Here is a 20,460-nt window from a genome sequence, read left to right on the forward strand (position 1 = left end):
TCGATGACGGAACACCCGCCGCGTTCGGTGCTGCTCGCCTCACCCCGGTCGTTCTGTGCCGGGGTGGAGCGTGCCATCGAGATCGTGGAACGACTGCTCGACCAGCGTGGCGGCCCCGTCTACGTGCGCAAGCAGATCGTGCACAACGTCCACGTGGTCCGGTCGCTGGAGGCGCGGGGCGCCGTGTTCGTGGAGGAGCTGTCGGAGGTGCCTTTCGGTGCCACGGCGGTCTTCTCGGCGCACGGCGTCTCCCCCGCCGTGCGCGCCGAGGCCCGGGAGCGGTCCCTGGACGTGCTGGACGCGACCTGTCCATTGGTGACGAAGGTGCACTCCGAGGCCCGCCGGTTCGCCGAGCGCGGCGACACCATCGTGCTGATCGGGCACGCCGGCCACGAGGAGGTCGAAGGCACGCTCGGGGAGGCGCCGGAGAAGATGGTGCTGGTGGAGACCGTCGAGGACGTTCTCGCGCTGGACATCACCGGTCCTGTCTCGTACCTGACGCAGACGACGCTGGCCGTGGACGAGACGGCCGAGGTGGTCGCGGCGCTGAAGCGGAAGTTCCCCGGCCTGCGCGGTCCTGGGTCGGACGACATCTGTTACGCCACCACGAATCGCCAGATCGCGATCCGCGAGGTCGCCGAGCAGTCGGACCTGGTGCTGGTCGTGGGCTCGAAGAACTCGTCGAACTCGGTGCGGATGGTCGAACTGGCGGCTCGTACCGGCACTCCCGCGTACCTGATCGACGACGCGTCCGAGATCGACCCCGCCTGGTTGGCGGGTGTCTCGGCCGTCGGGCTGTCCGCCGGCGCCTCGGCGCCTCCCGAACTGGTGGACGAGGTCGTGCAAGCGTTGGCGGCATTGGGTTCGGTCTTCGTCTCGACGCACACGACAGCGACCGAGACGATCGCCTTCACGCTGCCGCTGGCGGTGCGCCGTGCTGGCTGAGATCGCCTCACCCGCGGACGTCCGGGCGCTCTCCTCCTCTTCGCTTGGCGCACTGGCGGCGGAGATCCGGTCGTTCCTGATCTCGAAGGTGCACCGGACCGGTGGCCACCTCGGCCCGAACCTGGGTGCCGTGGAACTGACGATCGCGGTGCACCGGGTGTTCACCTCGCCGGTCGACGTCGTGCTGTTCGACACCGGGCACCAGGCGTACGTGCACAAGATGCTGACCGGCCGTTGCTCCGACTTCGACTCGTTGCGGCAGGCCGGTGGTCTGTCCGGCTACCCGTCGGCGGCCGAGTCCGTGCACGACGTGATCGAGAACTCGCACGCGTCCACCGCACTGTCCTATGCGGACGGTCTGGCGAAGGCCTTCGAGCTGGGCGGTGCCGACCGCCGCGTCGTCGCCATCGTCGGTGACGGCGCGCTGACCGGCGGGATGTGCTGGGAGGCGTTGAACAACATCGGCGGCTCGTCCCGTCCGGTCGTGGTGGTGCTGAACGACAACGGGCGCTCGTACGACCCGACCGCCGGAGGTTTCGCGGCGTCGTTGCTGAACGGCTCGGCGCGCGGGCTCTTCGAGGCGCTGGGGCTCGCGTACATCGGCGAGGTCGACGGCCACGACGTGCACGCCGTCGAGAACGCGTTGTGGGAGGCGAAAACCCTCGGCCGCCCGGTCGTCGTGCACTGCAAGACCGTGAAGGGCAAGGGATACACCGCCGCGGAGACCGACGAGTCCGACCGCATGCACGCGGTCGGCGCGGCCGGTGCCGGTGGCGGGCGGACGTGGACCGACGCGTTCTCCGACGAGATCGTCGCCATCGGCGCGGACCGCCCGGACGTGGTCTGCCTGACCGCGGCGATGATGGAACCGGTGGGCCTGCGGCCCTTCTCCCGGCGCTTCCCGTCCCGCGTCTTCGACGTCGGGATCGCCGAGCAGCACGCCGTGACGTCCGCCGCCGGCATGGCCATGGGCGGGCTGCACCCGGTCGTCGCCGTCTACGCGACCTTCCTGTCGCGCGCCTTCGACCAGCTCCTGATGGACGTGGCGCTGCACCGGCTCCCGGTGACGTTCGTGCTCGACCGCGCGGGCGTGACGGGCCCGGACGGCGCCTCGCACCACGGCATGTGGGACGCCTCCGTGCTGCCCGTCGTGCCCGGTCTGCGCCTGGCCGCCCCGCGCGATCCGTCGTCCCTGGCCGCGTTGGTGCGCGAGGCCGTCGAGGTGTCCGACGGCCCCACCGTCGTCCGCTACCCGAAGGCCGCCGCCGGCCCGGACGTGCCGGCGTTGCGGCGAGTAGGCCGCTTCGACGTGCTGTACGAGGTCCCGGACGCCGAGGTGCTGCTGATCGCGGTCGGCCCGCTGGCCGGCCCTTGTCTGGCAGCCGCCGCGGACCTGGCGTCGCACGACGTCCGGGTCACCGTGGTCGACCCGCGCTGGACCGCTCCCCTGGACCCGCACCTCGTCCGGTACAGCGGCCGGCACCGCCTGGTCCTCGCCGTCGAGGACACGACGTCGACCGGCGCCCTCGGCTCCCGCCTGGGCCAGGCGCTGACCGGTTCGGCCACGTGCGTCGCCACGTTCGCCCTGCCGCCCCGCTTCCTGCCCCACGACTCACGCGCCCGCATCCTGCGCGCGCACGGCCTCGACGCCGCCGGCATCACGACGAGCGTGCTGAAGCACCTCGGCGTGAAGTGACGTACCAGCCGATCGCGAACGACAACGCGATCGCCCCCGCCCCCACCACCGGCGCCTTCACCTCGGCGGGCAGGTCCAGCGGACGCAGGCCGGTCGCGAGGGCGAGCAGAATCGGCCCCTGCACGACGAACGCGACGTAGGCGGACCGCGCCAGCCCCTCGGCGAACCGCCCCTGACCGGCCAGCCTGCGTTGCGCAAGCCCTATGAGCCACAGACTGCCCGCCACCACGAGAACGCCCTCGACAAGGGCGAGTACCGCGGCCTGCCACTTCCAGCCACCGAGGAACGGTTCCGCGCTCTTCGCCAGATCCAGCACACCGAGCATCGCCGCCGCCACGGGAAGGACCGCGATCGTGCCGATGACGACGTTGCGGCACATCCGGTAGATCTCGTCCGGCACCCGTTCCGCGAGCTTGCGACCACCGATCGCACCGAGCACGAACATGCCGAGACACTGCGGCCACCACCACAGGTGCAGGTCACCCACCTGCCCGCTGCGCGCAGGAAAGACCAACCGAGTCACGAACGTCGTGCCGGCCACGATCATCGCCATCCCCACCACGTGCCCGGTGGTGATCGCGCGCTCCCTGATGGGCGGCGCGAACGCGACGGCGATCGAGAAGACCAGCAACACGCCGACGAACCACAGCGACCCGCTGTCCAGCAACGGATCCCGGTGAGTGAACGCGTGCCACCACGTGACGTCCCGCCCGGCCCCGGTGTAGGCGATCCACACGAAGGTCGGCCAGACGACCAGCGCACTGACGACCCACGGCGTCCCGAGCCTGACCAGCCGCTCGGCGACGAACCTGCGGGCACCTTTGCGTTCGACCGAGCTCGGCGTGAAGATGCCGGCCATGAAGTAGAAGGTGCCCATGAAGAACAGCCCGGACGGCCCGACCACCGCCGCCAGCACCGTCTCGACGCCGGGGTGGAACGTGACCTCGTTGACCTCGTCGTACGGCCAGCCACCGATCGCGGCGTAGCCGAGCAGAGCGTGGCCCCCGATGACCCACGCCACCAGGATCACCTTCAAGTTGTCCACTGCGGACAATCTCATGGTTTTCATGGTCCGCTTCCTGGGCCCGGATTACCACCGCCAACGGAGCGGACGGCCCCCGTTCGCTCCGTTCGCGGTGGTGCCGGTCCTTGATCTTCAGCGGCTCGTGATCTCCGGCCCGCCGGATGGTCGCGTTCGTGCGGGGCCACAGCCTCCGAGCACGGGCAAGCCTGACGTCGCGTCCGCGCGCGGCCACAGCCCCCGAGCACCGGCAGCGCCTTGAGCCGCTCACGTTCCGGCCGTACCGGCTCGCTGCGCGAACCACCCACCATCCAGCCGCCGCGAGCCGCTCATCTTCCGGCGCGTACCGGCCCGCCGTACGAGCCCGCCCACCTGCCAGCCGCGCCGACTCGCCGTACGAACCACCCACCGCGTCAGCCGCGCCAACTCGCCGCGCAAGGCGCTCACCTTCCGGCCGCACCGGCCCGCCACGCGAGGTGCCCACCTTCCAGCCGCACCAGCGCACCGAGCGAACCGCCCGCCATCCGGCCGTACCGGTCCGCCGCGCGAGGCGCGCACCTTCCAGCAGCCAGCCCACCGCGCCAGCCGCCCACCGCGCCACCCCGCCACCCCGCCGGCTCGCCAGCGAGCCCTACGGGCGGTCGCCCGTGTAGACGCCCATCGTCCGGAACCGAAGCCCCGGCTCCCGGTACTCCTCCATCGCGTGCGCGATCCACCCCACGATCCGCGCGATCGCGAAGATCGCCTCGCCCGCGTCCGGCGGCATCTTGAACATCAGCGTGAACTGGGCGAGTGCCAGGTCGACGTTCGGGAACGTCTTCGTCTGGGTGGCGATCACCTTGTCCGCCACCAGGTCGCCGTGGCCGCGCAGCAGCGCCAGCAGGTGGTCTGCGCGTGGGTCGCGGGATCGGTAGACGCGGTGGCCGAAGCCCGGGATGGGCTGGCCGGAGCGCAGGTGCTCGGCGACGGCGCCCATCGGGTCGGATTCTGCCTGCAGCAGGAACCGGTACGCGATCGTGGTGGCCGCGCCGTGTTTCTGGCCCTCCATGGCGCCCATGCCCGCGGACACGACGGCGTACGGGTTGGCGTGGGCGGAGGCGGCCACCCTGGCGGCCATGGTCGAGACGGCCAGGTCGTGGTCGGCCAGCAGGATGAGGGCGGCGTTGAGGAGGTCCGGCTGGGGCGGCTCGGGAGAGAGGCGGGCCCAGAGGCGCTCGGCGATGTCGGTGCCCTGGGGTCTTCCCACCATCGGCAGGGACTCGACGACGTCGGCGATGAGGGCCTTGGCCGTGGTGACGGCTCGATCCAGGTCGTAGCGGAGGGGGTCGCCGACGCTGGCCAGGGCGATGGCCACGCGGACCCGGTCGGTCAGGGTGGCGCTGTCGGGCAGGGCCATCCAGATTTCCTGGCCCTCGGGGAACTGCAGGCCCGTCGAGTCGATCTCGGTCCACAGCCAGTGCGCCACGTCCTCGAAGCGCTTGGTGCTCGAGAGCTCGGGGACGGAGCGACCGCGGTAGTGGAGGCGGTCGTTCTCCAGCAGGGAGATGCGGGTGCGGATGCGATCCGTCACAGCGGCCACTGCTCCGCGCGCACCAGTGCGCTGCGCCAGGGCTTCCACCTCGGCGACGCCGAACATGCTGTGCCGGTTCACCTTCTTGCTGGTCAGGAGACCGCGGCTGACGTACGCGTAGACCGTCGCCGGTTTCACGCCCAGGCGGCGGGCAGCTTGATTCGTCGTCAACATTGATTCCATCAACGTTGACTGTACAGGACATGTTGACGGAGCCTGTGGTCCATGTTGATTGATGCACCCAAAGGGCTTAAAGACGTCGTCGTCACCACGACCCTGATCGGGGACGTGAACGGTGCCGCGGGCTACTACCACTACCGCGAGCACGACGCGATCGAACTGGCCAGGACGCGGTCGTTCGAGGACGTGTGGTTCCTCTTCGCCGAGGGCCGGCTGCCGGAACCCGGCGAGGCGGCGGCGTTCGCCGAGGAGACAGCGGCGCTGCGACAGCTGCCGGCGGCGATCAGCGAGGTGCTGCCCGCGATCGCGAGGTCGGGGTGCACGGCGCTGGCCGGGTTGCGAACCGCGTTGTCGATGCTGCCGTCGCAGCCGATGTGGGACGCGCCGATGAGCACCAGGAAGGCCGACGCGCTGAGGGTCAGCGCGGTGACGCCGACGATCCTCGCGGCACTGCACCGGCTCAAGCATGGACTTGATCCCGTCAACCCCAGGGTTGATTTGTCAACGTCGGCGAACTGGTTGTACATGTTGACTGGACTGGAGCCGTCAACATGGACGAGCCGTGCGGTCGAGCAGTACTTGATCGCCACGATCGACCACGGCTTCAACGCGTCGACGTTCACAGCGCGGGTGGTCGCGTCATCCGGCGCGGACGTCGTATCGGCGGTGACGGCGGCGATCGGGACGTTCTCCGGGCCGCTGCACGGTGGCGCGCCGGACCGGGCGCTGGAGGCGCTCGACCTCATCGGGACGCCCGGCAACATCGACGTGTGGGTGCGGGAGCGGATCGAGCGGGGCGACCGGATCATGGGCTTCGGTCACGCCGTCTACCGGACAGAGGACCCGCGGGCGCGCCTGCTCAGGGAGATCGCGCTCGAGCGCCCGACGGCACTGACCGAGTTCGCGGTCACCGTGGAGCGCAGGGTCACGGAGCTGCTGGCCGAGCTCAAGCCCGGCCGGCAGCTGTACGCGAACGTGGAGTTCTACGCCGGCGTGGTGATGGAGCTGTGCGGCATCCCGCGGGAGATGTTCACGCCGACGTTCGCGTGCAGCCGGGTGATCGGGTGGTGCGCCAACGCGCTCGAACAGTCCGAGGACACGAAGATCATCCGCCCGATCGCCCGCTACACGGGACCCGCACCGCACATCACACAGCCACAGATCGTCAGGTGAGGTACCGCAGTTCGTCGCGCACGCGGACGCGGTCGCGGTCGTTGACGTCGGTCGAGCCTGCCAGGCCGGCGTTGCGGTCGCGGTGCCGGTCGAGCCAGACGGAGATGCCTGCCACTACGAGGATGATCGCTGCAAGAGTCATGTCGCTAAGTTTGCGACCAGCAATATCCCGCCAACAGTGGCAGATCTGACATGGCGCGCTAAAATCCCGCCATGCTGCGATCGGTGGCGGTTCCCCTCATCGACGGCGTCGCGCCGTTCGAGTTCGGGCTGCTCTGCGAGGTGTTCGGCGTCGACCGGACCGAGGAGGGCGTGCCGCTGGTCGACTTCCGCGTGTGCGGTGAGCTTCCGAACGAGCCGGTGCCGACGAGCATCCGCGGCGTGAGCATCACCCCGGAGCACGGATTCGACGCGCTGCAGAGCGTCGACCTCGTCGCCCTGCCCGCCGCCCGCATCCGCGACCACTACCCGGAGAAGCTGGTCAAGGCACTGCAAGAGACCCAAGCGACGCTGCTCAGCGTGTGCAGCGGGGCGTTCATCCTCGGCACCGCCGGGTTGCTCGACGACCGGCGCTGCACCACGCACTGGCGTGAGGCGAGGCAGTTCCGCGAGCGGTTCCCGAAAGCCCACCTGGACCCGGACGTGCTGTTCGTGGACGACGGGAACATCATCACCAGCGCCGGCACGGCCGCCGGCATCGACGCCTGCCTGCACCTGGTCCGGCGGGAACTGGGCACCAAGATCGCCAACACCATCGCGCGCCGGATGGTCGTGGCACCGCAACGCGACGGCGGTCAGCGGCAGTTCGTGGAGCTACCGATCCCGGAGTGCAGCTCCGACAGCCTGGAGCCGGTGCTGGAACGGGTGCTCGACACGATCGCGGACAACCACACGGTGGCCACGATGGCGGAGCTCGCCGTCATGTCCGAACGGACGTTCGCGCGCAGGTTCGTCGCGGAGACCGGCACCACCCCGAACAAGTGGCTCTCACTCCAGCGAGTGCTGCACGCGCGCAGGTTGCTCGAAGAAACCGACCTGGACGTCGACGCCGTCGCGGCCAGGTCAGGCTTCGGGACAGCCGCCCTCCTCCGGCACCACTTCCACCGCGTCGTCGGCGTCGCACCGAGCGACTACCGCCGCACATTCTCCTGTCGTTAGGCGCGTGAAGATCTTCTCCGAGATCTCCCGCAGCGCCTCGACCTCGGCATCGGTGAGCAGGTCGAACACCAGCGAGTGCACCGTCTCGGCGTGCGCGGGCGCGGCGGCCTCGATCGCGGACCGGCCCTGGTCCGTCAGCACGACGAACGACCCGCGCCCGTCGCTGCCACAACTCTCCCGGCGCACCAGGCCGCGCTTCTCCATCCGTCCGACGTGATGCGAGATACGGCTCTTCTCCCAGTGCAACGCTCGTGCGAGCTCCAACACGCGCACGCGCTCGTCAGGCGTATCGGTGAGCTTCACCAGCACGGCGAAGTCGGCCATCGAGATCTCCGAGTCGACCGACATCTGCCTGCTCAGATGCGCATTCAGCTCCCCCTGCATGCGGACGTAGGCACGCCACGCCCGCTGCTGCTCAGGTCCCAACCATCGTGTCACCAACTCAGCATACGGGAATAGTTGACACATCACCCACGTTCGGGCAAGGTGGATGACACTTCAACCAAATCGAACTACCGAAGGACTGAACACCATGACCACCGCCACCAACCTCTCCGAACTGACCGGCGACTACGTCATCGACGCGTCGCACTCCCGCATCGGCTTCGTCGCTCGCCACGCGATGGTCACCAAGGTTCGCGGTGCGTTCAACGAGTTCGACGGCAAGATCTCGATCGACGGCGACAAGCCGGAGAACACCACCGCCGAGGTGACCCTGAAGGTCGCGAGCATCGACACGCGCAACGCGCAGCGCGACGGTCACCTGACCACCAACGACTTCCTCGCCGTCGAGGAGTACCCGGAGATCAAGTTCGTCTCGACCGCCGCGAAGCAGGTCGACGAGGACAACTTCGAGATCACCGGTGACCTCACCATCAAGGACGTCACCAAGAGCATCACCATCCCGTTCGCCTTCGAGGGCGTGGCCGTCGACCCGTTCGGCAACACCCGCGTGGGCTTCGAGGGCTCGCACACCATCAACCGCAAGGACTACGGCGTCACCTGGAACGCGGCGCTCGAGACCGGCGGCGTCCTGGTGAGCGAGAAGGTCGTCCTCGAGTTCGAGATCTCGGCGATCAAGCAGGCCTGACCACGGCCACCGGGCACGGGGCGTGGTGGATCAGGGCCTGCGAGGTAGACCCGAGCAGCATCCCGGCGAATCCGCCACGCCCCCGTGAACCCACCACGAGCAGCCCGGCCCGTTGCCCGACCTCCAGCAGCAACGGGATCGGCCGCTCCCCCACCACGACCTGCTCCACCGCGACGTCCGGGTACTTCTCCAGCCACCCGGACAGTCGCGTGTCCGGCAACGACTCGTCGGCGTCCGCCATCGCCGCCACCAGCGGTGACCCGGACGCCGCCGCCTCCTCGAACCCGAAGCCCAGCGCCGGGTCCGACTCGGGCGAGAGGTCGACACCGACCACCACAGGCCCGTCACGCCGAGTCCCCCGGACCACCACCACGGGACACTCACTGTGCTGTGACAGCGCCACGGCCGTCGAGCCCACTAATGCTCCGGTGAACCCACCCAGCCCGTGCGACCCCACCACCACCTCTCGTGCGCGTGCAGACTCCGCGAGCAACACGGGCGTGGGGTGTTCCATGCGCAGGTCGTGCTCCACGGGCACATCAGGCGCTTCCGCCCGTGCGACCGCAACGGCCTGTGAGAGCCACATCCGCCCCTGGTCGTACATAGCGGATCTCAGCTCACGCGCCGAGGAGATGACTTCGGGGTATCCGCGCGTCGGCAACGTGTAGGCGTGCACCAACCGCAACGGCGCGTCGTGGACCACGCACGCCCGCGCTGCCCACGCCACCGCGGCCAGCGCGGACGCGGAACCGTCGACTCCGGCGACAACGGGAAGACCGCTCATGATCCCAAAGTAGGCCCGATCGTCGTAGCGGGCCGCGTGCGTTGGTCCCCTCGTGGCAGGGTCTTTGGACTACCGTGACCTGCATGGCGACGCGTGTGTTCCTCGTCGACGACCACGAGATCGTCCGCCGCGGCATCGCGGACCTGCTCGGCGAGGAGTCCGACCTGGAGGTGGTCGGGGACGCCGCGTCGGTCGCGGAGGCCCTGGCCAAGGTGCCGGGTTCCCGGGCCGACGTGGCGGTGCTCGACATCAGGCTGCCCGACGGCAACGGCATCGAACTGTGCCGCGAGCTGCGCAGCCGGCTGCCCGGCCTGCAGTGCCTGATGCTGACGAGCTTCGCCGACGACGAGGCCCTGTTCGACGCGATCATGGCGGGTGCCTCCGGGTTCGTGCTCAAGCAGATCCTCGGCGCCGACCTGGTCAACGCGGTCCGCACCGTCGCGGCGGGGCAGTCGCTCCTCGACGCCCGCACGACCTCGGCGCTGCTCAACCGCATCCGCCGGGAGCGTGAGGAGGGCGACCCGCTGCGCGTGCTCAGCGAGCAGGAGCGCACGGTCCTCGACCTGATCGGCGAGGGCCTGACGAACCGGCAGATCGCCGAACGGATGTTCCTCGCCGAGAAGACGGTCAAGAACTACGTCTCGCACCTGCTCGCGAAGCTCGGCATGCAGCGCCGCACGCAGGCCGCCGTGTTCGCGTCGCAGTTCCGCAAGGACGGCGAGAAGCGCCGCTAACCCGGCGTCGACGGCACCCGCCACACCACGCGGGCGCCACCGCCCTCCGCCGCGCACACCTCCAGCGACCCGCCGAACTGCGCCGCACGATGGGCGAGGTTGCGCAGGCCGCTGCACGCGGCTTTCTCCGGAATACCGACCCCGTTGTCCTGCACGGTGATCACGACGTCCGCACCGGCGTCGACGAGCACGGTCAGCTCGGTCGCGGACGCGTGCCGGACGCAGTTCGTGACGGCCTCGCGCACGACGGCCTCGACGTGTTCGGCCAGTTCGGGCGGCACCGAGTTGTCGACGGTGCCGGACATGCGCACCGACGGCTTGAGGTGCGTCGACTCGGTCAGGCCCGCGACGAGGTCGAGCAGGCGGCGGCGCAGTGAGGTGTTGTCCGTCGAGTGCAGGTCGAAGATGGACGTGCGGATCTCCCGGACCGTCTCGTCGAGCTGTTCGACGGCGGTCCGCAGGCGGGCGGCGACCTCCGGTTCGCTGATGCGGCGCATGGTCGCCTGCAGGGTCAGGCCGGTGACGAAGAGGCGCTGGATCACGTGGTCGTGCAGGTCGCGGGCGATGCGGTCGCGGTCCTCCAGCACGTCGAGCAGACGCTGGGAGCGTTGCTGCTCGGCGAACTCCAGCGCGACCGCCGCCTGGTCCGCGAACGACGCCAGCATCGGCACCTGGTCGGGCAGGAACCGCGTCTCACCGCCGCGGCGCAGCACGACGAGCGCGCCCGTGACGCCCGAACCGGACCGCAGCGGCACCGCCAGCGCGGGACCGAAGGCCGAGCCCAGGTCGTTCACCAGCAGCGGGACGCCGGAGCGGACCACCTCGTCGACGGCGTAGTCGGAGGCGTCGAAGTCGTCGATCTGCACGCCCGCGTTCGCCGCCACGGACAACGGGGTCTGCCCGCCGTCGCCGAGCACGACGAGGGCGGCGTCGGCGCCGGCGAGCTCGACGGTGCGCTGGGTGATCAGGCGCAGGGCGTACTCGCCGGACGCGCCGCCCAGCAGTTCGGAGTTGACCTCGCCGATCGCCTCCAGCCACCGCTCACGCATGCGGGAGCGCTCGAACAGCCGGGCGTTCTCGATCGCGATGCCGGCGGCCGCGGCCAGCGCCAGCAGCACGGTCTCGTCGTCCGCGGTGAACTCGGCGGCGTCGATCTTCTCGGTCATGTAGAGGTTGCCGAACACCTCGTCGCGCACGCGCACGGGCACGCCGAGGAAGCTGTGCATCGGCGGGTGGTTCGGCGGGAACCCGACCGACATCTCGTGCCGGGACAGGTCCCGCAGCCGCAACGGCGTCGGATCCTTGATGAGCAGCCCGAGCAGGCCCTTGCCCTCGGGCAGATGGCCCATCGACGCGCGCGTCACCTCGTCCACGCCGACGTGGAGGAACCCTGCCAGGTCGTCACGGGTGCCGAGCACGCCGAGCGCGCCGTAGCGGGCGCCCACGAGGTCGGCGGCGGCCTGGACGATGCGCAGCAGCGTCGACTCGAGCTCCAGCCCGGACGCGACGGCGAGCACCGCGCCGAGGAGCTCCTGCATGTGGTCGCGGGTGGTCACGATCTCGTCCATGCGGTCCCGGACCTCTTCGAGCAGCTCGTCGAGGTCGCGGCGACCAGGCAGGTCAGGCACGAGGACAAGATTCGCACACTTTCCGGCCCCGCACGGCCCTGGCAAGTGGGGACCTTCGACCGTGGCTGTCCGGTCGCCGCGACCGGACAGTAACGACCATGACGATCGCCGTGCCCGGCTCACTCGGACTCGCGAGTGAGGACGTGCGCGGCATCCTCGCGCTCGCGATGGCCGAAGTCTCCGGTGTGCGGTTCCAGGTGCGCCCCGACCAGATCGAGCTGCACACCGGCACCCCGCACCGCCGGGAGTCGCGGCTGGCCTGCGGGGTCGCGCTGCTCAACGTCCGGCTGGCGCTGCAGGGCCACGGGATCCGTCCGCTGGTGACGCTGCTGCCCGGCCCGAGCGCCAACGACGCGGCCGCCGCCATCAGGCTCGGCGGGTATCAGGAGCCGAACCCGGACGTGCTGGCGTTGCTCCACGCGTTGCGCACGAACCGGCGCAGGTGGACGACTTTCCCCGAACCGGCCTCCTGGAGCGGGCTGCTGTCGCGGGCGGCCGAGGTCGAACGGGCGTGGCTGCACGTGCGGAGCGCGACCGAGCTCGTGCTGTGCACCTTCAACCAGGGAGCGGCGGCGGAAATCCGTGCCGGACAGGCGATGCAGCGCGTCGTGCTGGCCGCGGGCACGGCCGGTTTCGCCGTCGCTCCCGCTCCGGACCCGGTGAGCCTGTCCGCGTTGCGCGCGGACCTGCGCCCGTGCCTCGGCAACACGCTGGTGCCGCAGGTGGTCCTGCGGCTGGGCACGGGGTGACCGTGTCCGTCCCGCGCCGCGCGGGGGTCATCTGACTGGCGGCGCGGGACGGGCACGAGACACTTGTCCACAACGGACTCCGATGGTCAGCGGGAGAGCACCGCCTTCCACAGCAGCCGAGCCAGTTCCGGGTGGCAGATGTCGTTGTGCGCACCCGCGATCCCGTCGATGCGGCGGATCACCGAGGTGCAGTCGACGTTGTGCACCTGGCCGCGGACCAGCTCACCGGGAGATCCGATGGTGTGGCCGTGCGCGTAGGTGCCCTGCACGCCGTGGGCGCCGATGCCGCCGTACTTCGGGTAGGAGTCCAGGTCGACCTGGCGGCCCGACCGCGCGGCCAGCGGGTAGAAGCGGCCGATGGCGTAGTCGTTCGACGACGTGGTGACGATGATCGGGCCCGGCACTCGGCCGAGCACGCCGCGGAAGTAGCCGGAGCCGGGTTCGCCGGGCAACCGTTCCGCGAACGACCACAGCGACATCGCGCCCTGTACCAGGGTCAGCGTCGAGGCCGGGACGACGTTCGCCATCGCGGTCGCGGTGATGCAGCCGAAGCTGTGGCCCATCAGGTGGATGCGCGCGTCCGGGGCCGCCTGGGCGACCTCGCGGGCGATCCTGGCCGCGCCGCTCTCGCCGAACACCTTGGCGCGCCGCTTCATCTTCCAGAACGTCAGGATCCGCAACGGCGACAGGATCCCGCCGAGCGCCGGATCCTCCAGGCACGCCCGGTAGAGCTGCTCCGGGTCGAACGCCATCCCGTCCTCGCCCGGCAGGTCCGGCACCGAGCTCTCCAGGTAGTCGTACGCCTGCTTGACCGCGGGAGACATCCGGCACGGGTGTTGCCGCGCCGCCTGGACGATCGTGCGCACGGCGGCCGTGCGCCCGGCGCCTCCGCCGAGGCGCTGAGCCTGCGCCCTGATGAACTCGTCGGACCGCACGTCCTCGTCGCCCCAGGCCTTCGACGGCCAGTGCAGGCCGACGAGCAGGGACTTGAAGCCGCCGGGAAGCCGGTGCGCCGCTTCACGTTCGGCGCGGCAGCCGGCCATCGTCGCGACCCACTGCCCGTACTGCCGGCGGGCGGCCGGAACATCGCCGTTCCACCCGTGGATGAAGAAGAAGACGTCGGTGACGCCGCGGCGGGCGTCGTACAGGACGTCCGCGCTGTCGCGCCCCCGCTCGTTGCCGGTCTCGTCGAAACAGACGAGGTGATAGCTGATGTCGTGACCTGGCACGGATTCTCGGGACATCGTGGATCACCACCACACACAAACGCGCCCAACTGTTGTCCGTTTAATCGGAACCGGGGCGGCTCATGTGTAGGCCCTGCGATCAGGAAAACCCGTTCGGACCAGGGGATTCACCCCGATTGCGCCGGTAGTGTCTGGCGGCGCGCACCCTGTTGCCACACGACGGCGAGCACCATTCGCGGCGCGGGTGGTCCTTCACGAAGTACAGCACGCAGCCCGGCGCATAACAGGCGCGCAACAGGACCCGGTCCTCCCCGGTGAACAGCTCCACGGCCTCCGCGGCGATCGACGCGCGTTCGGTGTCCGCGAGCGATCCCTCGCTTTCGTTGTGCCGCAACAGTTCCCCGTCCCGCACGGTCAGCTGCGGCCACCGCCGCGCACTCCGCGCCGCACGGTTGACCTCTCCCACCGCACGCTCCAGGTCACGGTCCTGCGCGACCGCACGCGTGTCCTCGGTGAGCACACCGGCGAGGTCCCTGAGCGCCTGCCGCAGCGCGCGGAACGCCGTCAGGTCGGCCTGGCCGGCCGACACGCCCAGGAAGTCGCGCAGCCCACCGACAGTCGTCAGGTCGTCGTGCACCTGCGACCGGCTGGCCCAGATGGTGTTCATCAGCAGGACCGGACGGGGTTCGTCGGGCGTCAGCACGTCTAACGGTAACACGGGGTTGCATCCGTTAGACTCACGTTCTAACGTTTGCAGCGTCGCCCAACCGTTGGAAGGACCGCTGTGAAACTCGTGCCCCCGTTCGACGCCGAGACCGCCCGCCTGAAGGTGCAGGCCGCCCAGGACGCCTGGAACACCAGGGATCCACAGCGCGTCGCCGGCGCCTACACGCCGGATTCGGTCTGGCGCAACAGGTCCGAGTTCGTCCGCGGCACCGCCGAGATCGTCGCGTTCCTGACGAAGAAGTGGGAGCGCGAGCACGAGTACGTGCTGCGCAAGTCGCTGTGGGCCTTCGGAGACGACCGCATCGCGGTCCGCTTCCAGTACGAGTGGCACGACGACGACGGCCAGTGGTGGCGCAGCTACGGCAACGAGAACTGGGAGTTCGCCGAGTCCGGCCTGATGAGCAGGCGCGAGGCGAGCATCAACGACGTTCGGATCGCCGAGTCCGGCCGCCGCATCGACCCCGGCTCGACCTACGAGATCCCGACGGAGTGACCAACGTGCACGTCGAAGCTTTGTGGCGCTACCCGGTGAAGTCGCTGGGCGGCGAACCACTCCAGGAGGCGCACTTCACCGCCGACGGCGTCGAGGGTGACCGGCTGGTGCACGTACAGGGTCCGCGTGGCGTGCTGACCGGCCGCACCCGGTACGGCCTGCTCACCATCCCGGCGACCACCGGCCCGGACGGCCCGCTGGTGGACGGACACCCTTGGGACAGCTGGAAGGCGCACGAGCTGGTCCTCCCGTTCGGCGGCAGGCTCACCCGCTACACCGGGCCGGAGCGCTTCGACGTGCTCAACGTCCTGGTGGCCACGGACGGCCAGGTCGCGGCGGCCGGCGTCGACGTGCGGCGGCTGCGGCCCAACATCCTCATCGGCGGCGTCGAACCCGGCGAGGAGGACAGCTGGCCAGGGCACGCACTGGTGGTCGGTGACGTCGTGATCGGCATGTACCAGAAGCGCGCCCGGTGCGTCGTCACGACGATCGACCCCGACACCGGCGCGCAGGACCTCGACGTGCACCGGCGCATCCGCCACGAGTTCGGCGGCGTGCTGTGCCTCGACAGCTGGGTGATCCAGCCGGGGATGGTCAAGGTCGGTGACACCGTCGAGCTGGTGCCGACCGACGAGCTCCCCGGCCACGTGGGCGGGTGGATCGTCGGCCGGCCCTACGCCGTTTAGTGGCGCGGCTCGGAACGTTGGCCGGCTGATTCACGCCCGGCAACGGTCCGAGCCGCACCACCACTAGATGTTGCGCCGGTACTGACCACCGACCTCGAAGAACGCCTCGGTGATCTGACCGAGCGTGCAGACGCGGGCGGCGTCCATCAGCACCGCGAACACGTTCTCGTTCGTCTGCGCCACCTCGCGCAGCCGGGCGAGCGCCTTCTGGGCCTCGTCGCGGTGCGCGGCCTGGTAGGCGCGCGTGCGCTCGACCTGCGACTCCTTCTCCTCCTCGGTGGCGCGCGCGAGCTCGATCTTCACGACCTCGCGCTCACCGCCCTCCGGCAGGAAGGTGTTGACGCCGATCAACGGCAGCGACCCGTCGTGCTTGCGCTGTTCGTAGAGCATCGACTCGTCCTGGATCCGGCCGCGCTGGTAGCCGGTCTCCATCGCGCCGAGCACGCCGCCGCGTTCGGAGATGCGGTCGAACTCCATCAGCACGGCTTCCTCGACGAGGTCGGTCAGCTCGTCGATGACGAACGAGCCCTGCAGCGGGTTCTCGTTCGCGGACAGGCCCCACTCCTTGTTGATGATCATCTGGATGGCCATCGCGCGGCGGACGGACGACTCCGTGGGAGTGGTGATCGCCTCGTCGTAAGCATTGGTGTGCAAGGAGTTGCAGTTGTCGTACAGGGCGCACAACGCCTGGAGCGTGGTGCGGATGTCGTTGAAGTCCATCTCCTGCGCGTGCAGTGAACGGCCCGAGGTCTGCACGTGGTACTTGAACTTCTGCGAACGCTCCGAGGCGCCGTAGCGGTCGCGCATGGCCACGGCCCAGATCCGGCGCGCCACCCGGCCGATGACGCTGTACTCGGCGTCCATGCCGTTGGAGAAGAAGAAGCTGAGGTTCGGCGCGAAGTCGTCGATGTTCATGCCGCGCGCCAGGTACGACTCGACGTAGGTGAACCCGTTGGCGAGCGTGAAGGCGAGCTGGCTGATGGGGTTCGCCCCGGCCTCGGCGATGTGGTAGCCGGAGATCGACACGGAGTAGAAGTTGCGCACCTGCTGCTGAATGAACCACTCCTGGATGTCCGCCATCATGCGCAGCGAGAACTCCGTGGAGAAGATGCAGGTGTTCTGGCCCTGGTCCTCCTTGAGGATGTCGGCCTGCACGGTGCCGCGGACATTCGCCAGCGCGAACGCCCTCAGCTTCGCGTGTTCCTCCGCCGACGGCTCGCGGCCGTTGTCCGCCTTGAACCTCTCGACCTGCTGGTCGATCACCGTGTTCAGGAAGTAGGCGAGGATCGTCGGCGCCGGGCCGTTGATCGTCATCGACACGGACGTCGTCGGCGCGACGAGGTCGAAGCCGTCGTACAGCGCCTTCATGTCGTCGAGCGACGCGATGGAGACGCCGGACGTGCCGATCTTGCCGTAGACGTCCGGCGGGGTGTCGGGGTCGCGGCCGTAGAGCGTCACCGAGTCGAACGCCGTCGACAGGCGCGTGGCCGGGTTGCCCTGGGACAGGTACTTGAAGCGGCGGTTCGTGCGGAACGCGTCACCCTCGCCCGCGAACATGCGCGCAGGGTCCTCGCCCTCGCGCTTGAACGGGAAGACCCCCGCCGTGTACGGGAAGAAGCCCGGCAGGTTCTCCTTGCGCAGGAACCGCAGCAGCGAGCCCTCGTCGTCGTAGCGGGGCAGGCTCACCCGGCGGACCTGGTTGCCCGACAACGTCTCCCGCGTCAGCCTGGTGTGGATCTCCTTGTCGCGCACCTTGAACACGAGCTCGTCGCCGGAATACTCCTCACGGGTCTTCTCCCACCCGTCCAGGAGGTTCTTGGTGTCGCGGTCGACCTCGCGCTCGGCGTCGGTCACGAGCTCGGCGATGTCCGCGACGCCCTTACCCGCCGTTTCCAGGGCCTTCTGCGCGGCGGTGAGCTGGGTGTGCGTGCGCAGCGCCGCGACCTGCTCGTCGGTCTTGCGGTGGTAGTTCCTGACGGTGTCCGAGATGTCGCTGAGGTAGCGCGCGCGAGAGGCCGGCACAACCGTGGACGCGCTGGTCGACGTCTTGCCGCCGACCGGCGCGAGAGAGCCTTCCTCCACTTGCAGGCCGTGTTCCTTCAGGCCGTCACGGAGGAACTGGTAGAGCGCGGTCACGCCGTCGTCGTTGAATGTCGCGGCGGACGTGCCGTAGACCGGCATGTCCTCCCACTTGACGCCGAACGCCTCACGGTTGCGGACCATCTGCCGCGCCACGTCCCGGCGCGCGTCCTCGGCGCCACGGCGCTCGAACTTGTTGATCGCGACGGCGTCGGCGTAGTCGAGCATGTCGATCTTCTCGAGCTGCGACGCGGCACCGAACTCCGGCGTCATCACGTACAGCGAGAAGTCGACGAACGGCACGATGGCCGCGTCGCCCTGACCGATACCGGGCGTCTCGACGATGACCAAATCCGCGCCGGACGCCTTGCACGCCACGATGGCCTGCTCCAGCCCGTCCGGGATCTCGCTGCCCGCACGGCGCGTGGCCAGCGAACGGAAGAACACCCGGTCGCCTTCCAGGCAGTTCATCCGGATGCGGTCACCGAGCAGCGCGCCACCACCGCGGCGGCGCGTCGGGTCGACCGCGAGGACGGCGATGCGCAGCTTGTCCTGCTGGTCGAGCCGGAACCGGCGGACCAGCTCGTCGGTGAGCGACGACTTGCCGGAGCCACCGGTACCGGTGATGCCCAGGACAGGCACCTTGCGGGTGGTCTCCAGGGGCTCGGCGGTACCGGCCTCGATGTGCGTGATCGCGCGGGCCAGGGCGTCGTCCGCCCCCGTCAGCAGCGCGTCGTGGCTGAACGGCTCGGTGAGCGCGTGGTCGCACTCCTCGATCATCAGGTTGATCATCCGCGCCAGGCCGAGCGTCTGCCCGTCCTGCGGCGAGAAGATCCGCGCGACCCCGCGCGAGTGCAGCAGCTCGATCTCCTCGGGGACGATGACGCCGCCACCGCCGCCGTAGACCCGGATGTGCCCGGCTCCGCGTTCGTCGAGCAGCTCGACCAGGTACGAGAAGTACTCGACGTGCCCGCCCTGGTAGGCGCTGATGGCGATGCCCTGCGCGTCCTCCTGGATCGCCGCGGCGACGACCTCCGACACCGACCTGTTGTGGCCGAGGTGAATCACCTCCGCGCCCTGCGACTGCAGGATGCGTCGCATGATGTTGATGGCCGCGTCGTGGCCGTCGAAGAGGCTGGACGCGGTCACGAAGCGGACCGGGTTCACCGGTCGGTGCAGCGTGCCAGGAGACGACGTCGTCATGAGAATAGTTTGACTTCCTACTATTGGACGTGCAACCAGGGGTGGTCCAGGTCTCTGAATCGAGCAGGAAAGGACATGGTCCCGTCACCGGTTACAGGCTCACTCGCAGAGCGCTTCGCCCGAGGTCAGGAGCTTTTCGGGCGAGGTCTGGAGCACTCCGGGCAGGGTGCGTGGCCCCGAGGGCCTCTGGCAGCCGTGCGCCACATCACGACGGCACTCGTGCTCGGCATTCACACGCCGGCACGCCCGTAAGCGCTCAGGCGGGAGTCGGCTGGGCGGGCACGACGGGGGCGCACCTGCCGGTCGTGACGTCCCTGGCGAGCCCCGCGAGCTCGTCTCCCGCGCGCACAGACGGCTCCGCCCGCCGCAGGTGGTCGAGGGCGCGGGCGAGCAGCAGGCCGGCCTGCTGCTCGCACCACTTCCGCCCGCCCGCCCGTTCGACCAGCGCGGCCAGTTCGCGCGGTTCGGCGGCGACCGCGTAGACGTCGATGCCCGCGTCCATCGCCGCCGCGACCGGGAGGGTGCGGCGCCGGTGCGCGAGGTCGTCGTGCAGCGGACGGCCGCTGACCGCGACGCCGCCCCAGATGGCCAGCACGTCGTCCACGTGCTTGCGCGCCAGGCCGATGTCGTCGCCGAACTCCCTGAGGTGGCCGGCCCGGCTGCGGCCGGCACCCGCGGCGAGGGCGCCGAGCTCGCACGCCGCCGCCGTCAGCGCGCTGTGCTTCGCCGCCGCCACGCCGAGGTACTCGGTCAGGTCGACCTCGTCCCGCTCGTCCATCTCGATCTCCTGGACGTAACCGTCCACCACGGACAGCAAGGCCACGTTGAGGATCATCACCTCGGCCGCCGCGAGCCGCGTGAAGGCGAGGGAGAGCACCGCGTCGGCCGCCGAGACCGCTCTGTCGTCACCGAACTCCACCCACGCGCTCGGCTGGTGGCCCCGGCTCACCGCGCGGGTCATCAGGTCGGCGTGCAGTTGTTCATGCAAGTGCGCGAGTTCCACCGCGACGGCGACCCGGACCGCCTCGGCGGCGGCGCCGACCGCCTCGGCCGAGAGCAGTGCGAGCGCGGCCGTCGAGAAGTCCTGGCTGGCGAGCCCGTACTCGACGACCTCGCGCGTCTCCTCCGGGAGCGAGGCCAGTGCGGCGCGCAGCGGCGGCTCGACGGTGGCACGGGTCCGCTCCAGCACGGTCCTCGGCGGCGCGACCACGTCGATGCTCGTCATGCCCATTCCTCTCAGACGCCGGGAAACGACGCTAAACCCGCTGGTCAGGCGCGCGCACACGATTGCCACTGTCGTGTCGAATCCAGGCACGATCCGGGGAGCCGAGCTACGTTGATGTTGAACGGGTTGTCGT

At 69.8% G+C, this 20,460-nt stretch carries 19 protein-coding genes; 9 read left to right on the forward strand and 10 right to left on the reverse strand.

Annotated elements, in window-relative coordinates:
* Positions 1 to 3: 3 nt before the first annotated feature.
* Together ACRSBM_RS23530 and ACRSBM_RS23535 are read left to right on the forward strand one after the other, a co-directional pair.
* Positions 4 to 945, forward strand: a complete 942-nt coding sequence (locus ACRSBM_RS23530; protein WP_434446043.1) for a 4-hydroxy-3-methylbut-2-enyl diphosphate reductase — start codon at positions 4 to 6, stop codon at positions 943 to 945.
* Complete coding sequence (locus tag ACRSBM_RS23535; protein WP_434446045.1) at positions 935 to 2,641, forward strand: 1-deoxy-D-xylulose-5-phosphate synthase; 1,707 nt, start codon at positions 935 to 937, stop codon at positions 2,639 to 2,641. Before ACRSBM_RS23530 ends, ACRSBM_RS23535 begins: the two co-directional genes overlap by 11 nt.
* Here ACRSBM_RS23535 and ACRSBM_RS23540 read toward each other — a convergent pair.
* Together ACRSBM_RS23540 and ACRSBM_RS23545 are read right to left on the reverse strand one after the other, a co-directional pair.
* On the reverse strand, positions 2,604 to 3,701 hold the full coding sequence (locus tag ACRSBM_RS23540) for an acyltransferase family protein (protein ID WP_434446047.1): 1,098 nt from the start codon (positions 3,699 to 3,701) through the stop codon (positions 2,604 to 2,606). The two genes, ACRSBM_RS23535 and ACRSBM_RS23540, sit on opposite strands and share 38 nt — an antisense overlap.
* Positions 3,702 to 4,293: 592 nt before the next feature.
* Positions 4,294 to 5,415 carry a citrate synthase gene (locus ACRSBM_RS23545; RefSeq protein WP_434446049.1) on the reverse strand — a complete coding sequence of 374 codons (1,122 nt, stop codon included), beginning with the start codon at positions 5,413 to 5,415 and terminating at the stop codon, positions 4,294 to 4,296.
* A gap of 42 nt (positions 5,416 to 5,457) precedes the next feature.
* Here ACRSBM_RS23545 and ACRSBM_RS23550 point away from each other — a divergent pair, with 42 nt between their 5' ends.
* Positions 5,458 to 6,585: a citrate/2-methylcitrate synthase gene (locus ACRSBM_RS23550; RefSeq protein WP_434446051.1), complete on the forward strand. Its 1,128-nt coding sequence runs from the start codon at positions 5,458 to 5,460 to the stop codon at positions 6,583 to 6,585.
* On the opposite strand, the gene ACRSBM_RS23555 is transcribed toward ACRSBM_RS23550, so the two are convergent.
* Positions 6,578 to 6,727, reverse strand: a complete 150-nt coding sequence (locus tag ACRSBM_RS23555; protein WP_434446053.1) for a hypothetical protein — start codon at positions 6,725 to 6,727, stop codon at positions 6,578 to 6,580. The two genes, ACRSBM_RS23550 and ACRSBM_RS23555, sit on opposite strands and share 8 nt — an antisense overlap.
* Before the next feature lie 71 nt (positions 6,728 to 6,798).
* Here ACRSBM_RS23555 and ACRSBM_RS23560 point away from each other — a divergent pair, with 71 nt between their 5' ends.
* Positions 6,799 to 7,743 carry a GlxA family transcriptional regulator gene (locus ACRSBM_RS23560; RefSeq protein WP_434446055.1) on the forward strand — a complete coding sequence of 315 codons (945 nt, stop codon included), beginning with the start codon at positions 6,799 to 6,801 and terminating at the stop codon, positions 7,741 to 7,743.
* Here the strand turns inward: ACRSBM_RS23560 and ACRSBM_RS23565 are convergent.
* Positions 7,648 to 8,181: a MarR family winged helix-turn-helix transcriptional regulator gene (locus ACRSBM_RS23565; protein WP_434446057.1), complete on the reverse strand. Its 534-nt coding sequence runs from the start codon at positions 8,179 to 8,181 to the stop codon at positions 7,648 to 7,650. The genes ACRSBM_RS23560 and ACRSBM_RS23565 overlap by 96 nt on opposite strands.
* A 94-nt stretch (positions 8,182 to 8,275) precedes the next feature.
* Between ACRSBM_RS23565 and ACRSBM_RS23570 the strand changes: the two genes are divergently transcribed.
* Positions 8,276 to 8,833 (forward strand): YceI family protein, encoded by a 558-nt coding sequence (locus ACRSBM_RS23570; protein ID WP_434446059.1) that lies wholly within the window; start codon positions 8,276 to 8,278, stop codon positions 8,831 to 8,833.
* On the opposite strand, the gene ACRSBM_RS23575 is transcribed toward ACRSBM_RS23570, so the two are convergent.
* Positions 8,820 to 9,617, reverse strand: coding sequence for a universal stress protein (locus ACRSBM_RS23575; RefSeq protein WP_434446061.1), 798 nt, complete (start codon positions 9,615 to 9,617; stop codon positions 8,820 to 8,822). The two genes, ACRSBM_RS23570 and ACRSBM_RS23575, sit on opposite strands and share 14 nt — an antisense overlap.
* An 83-nt stretch (positions 9,618 to 9,700) precedes the next feature.
* On the opposite strand from ACRSBM_RS23575, the gene ACRSBM_RS23580 reads away from it, so the two are divergent.
* Positions 9,701 to 10,351 (forward strand): response regulator transcription factor, encoded by a 651-nt coding sequence (locus ACRSBM_RS23580; protein WP_434446063.1) that lies wholly within the window; start codon positions 9,701 to 9,703, stop codon positions 10,349 to 10,351.
* Here ACRSBM_RS23580 and ACRSBM_RS23585 read toward each other — a convergent pair.
* Positions 10,348 to 11,919 carry a sensor histidine kinase gene (locus tag ACRSBM_RS23585; RefSeq protein ID WP_434453185.1) on the reverse strand — a complete coding sequence of 524 codons (1,572 nt, stop codon included), beginning with the start codon at positions 11,917 to 11,919 and terminating at the stop codon, positions 10,348 to 10,350. The two genes, ACRSBM_RS23580 and ACRSBM_RS23585, sit on opposite strands and share 4 nt — an antisense overlap.
* Before the next feature lie 158 nt (positions 11,920 to 12,077).
* Between ACRSBM_RS23585 and ACRSBM_RS23590 the strand changes: the two genes are divergently transcribed.
* A complete protein-coding gene (locus tag ACRSBM_RS23590) occupies positions 12,078 to 12,728 on the forward strand; it encodes a hypothetical protein (protein ID WP_434446065.1) in 651 nt (216 codons plus the stop codon).
* A gap of 86 nt (positions 12,729 to 12,814) precedes the next feature.
* On the opposite strand, the gene ACRSBM_RS23595 is transcribed toward ACRSBM_RS23590, so the two are convergent.
* The gene (locus tag ACRSBM_RS23595; RefSeq protein WP_434446067.1) at positions 12,815 to 13,972 is read right to left on the reverse strand and encodes a hypothetical protein; all 1,158 of its coding nucleotides are present in this window, start codon (positions 13,970 to 13,972) and stop codon (positions 12,815 to 12,817) included.
* An 82-nt stretch (positions 13,973 to 14,054) separates the two neighbouring features.
* Entirely contained in the window at positions 14,055 to 14,618 is a 564-nt protein-coding gene (locus tag ACRSBM_RS23600; protein ID WP_434446069.1) for a CGNR zinc finger domain-containing protein, read from the reverse strand.
* Between the two features lie 81 nt (positions 14,619 to 14,699).
* On the opposite strand from ACRSBM_RS23600, the gene ACRSBM_RS23605 reads away from it, so the two are divergent.
* The gene (locus tag ACRSBM_RS23605; protein ID WP_434446070.1) at positions 14,700 to 15,134 is read left to right on the forward strand and encodes a nuclear transport factor 2 family protein; all 435 of its coding nucleotides are present in this window, start codon (positions 14,700 to 14,702) and stop codon (positions 15,132 to 15,134) included.
* A 5-nt stretch (positions 15,135 to 15,139) separates the two neighbouring features.
* A complete protein-coding gene (locus ACRSBM_RS23610) occupies positions 15,140 to 15,820 on the forward strand; it encodes an MOSC domain-containing protein (RefSeq protein WP_434446072.1) in 681 nt (226 codons plus the stop codon).
* Positions 15,821 to 15,883: 63 nt separating this feature from the next.
* Here ACRSBM_RS23610 and icmF read toward each other — a convergent pair whose 3' ends face one another.
* Together icmF and ACRSBM_RS23620 are read right to left on the reverse strand one after the other, a co-directional pair.
* Entirely contained in the window at positions 15,884 to 19,102 is a 3,219-nt protein-coding gene (gene icmF, locus ACRSBM_RS23615; protein WP_434446074.1) for a fused isobutyryl-CoA mutase/GTPase IcmF, read from the reverse strand.
* A 256-nt stretch (positions 19,103 to 19,358) separates the two neighbouring features.
* Complete coding sequence (locus ACRSBM_RS23620; RefSeq protein WP_434446076.1) at positions 19,359 to 20,327, reverse strand: polyprenyl synthetase family protein; 969 nt, start codon at positions 20,325 to 20,327, stop codon at positions 19,359 to 19,361.
* Between the last annotated feature and the right edge of the window lie 133 nt (positions 20,328 to 20,460).

Source organism: Lentzea xerophila, assembly GCF_051094245.1.
GTDB classification, from domain to species: domain Bacteria; phylum Actinomycetota; class Actinomycetes; order Mycobacteriales; family Pseudonocardiaceae; genus Lentzea; species Lentzea xerophila.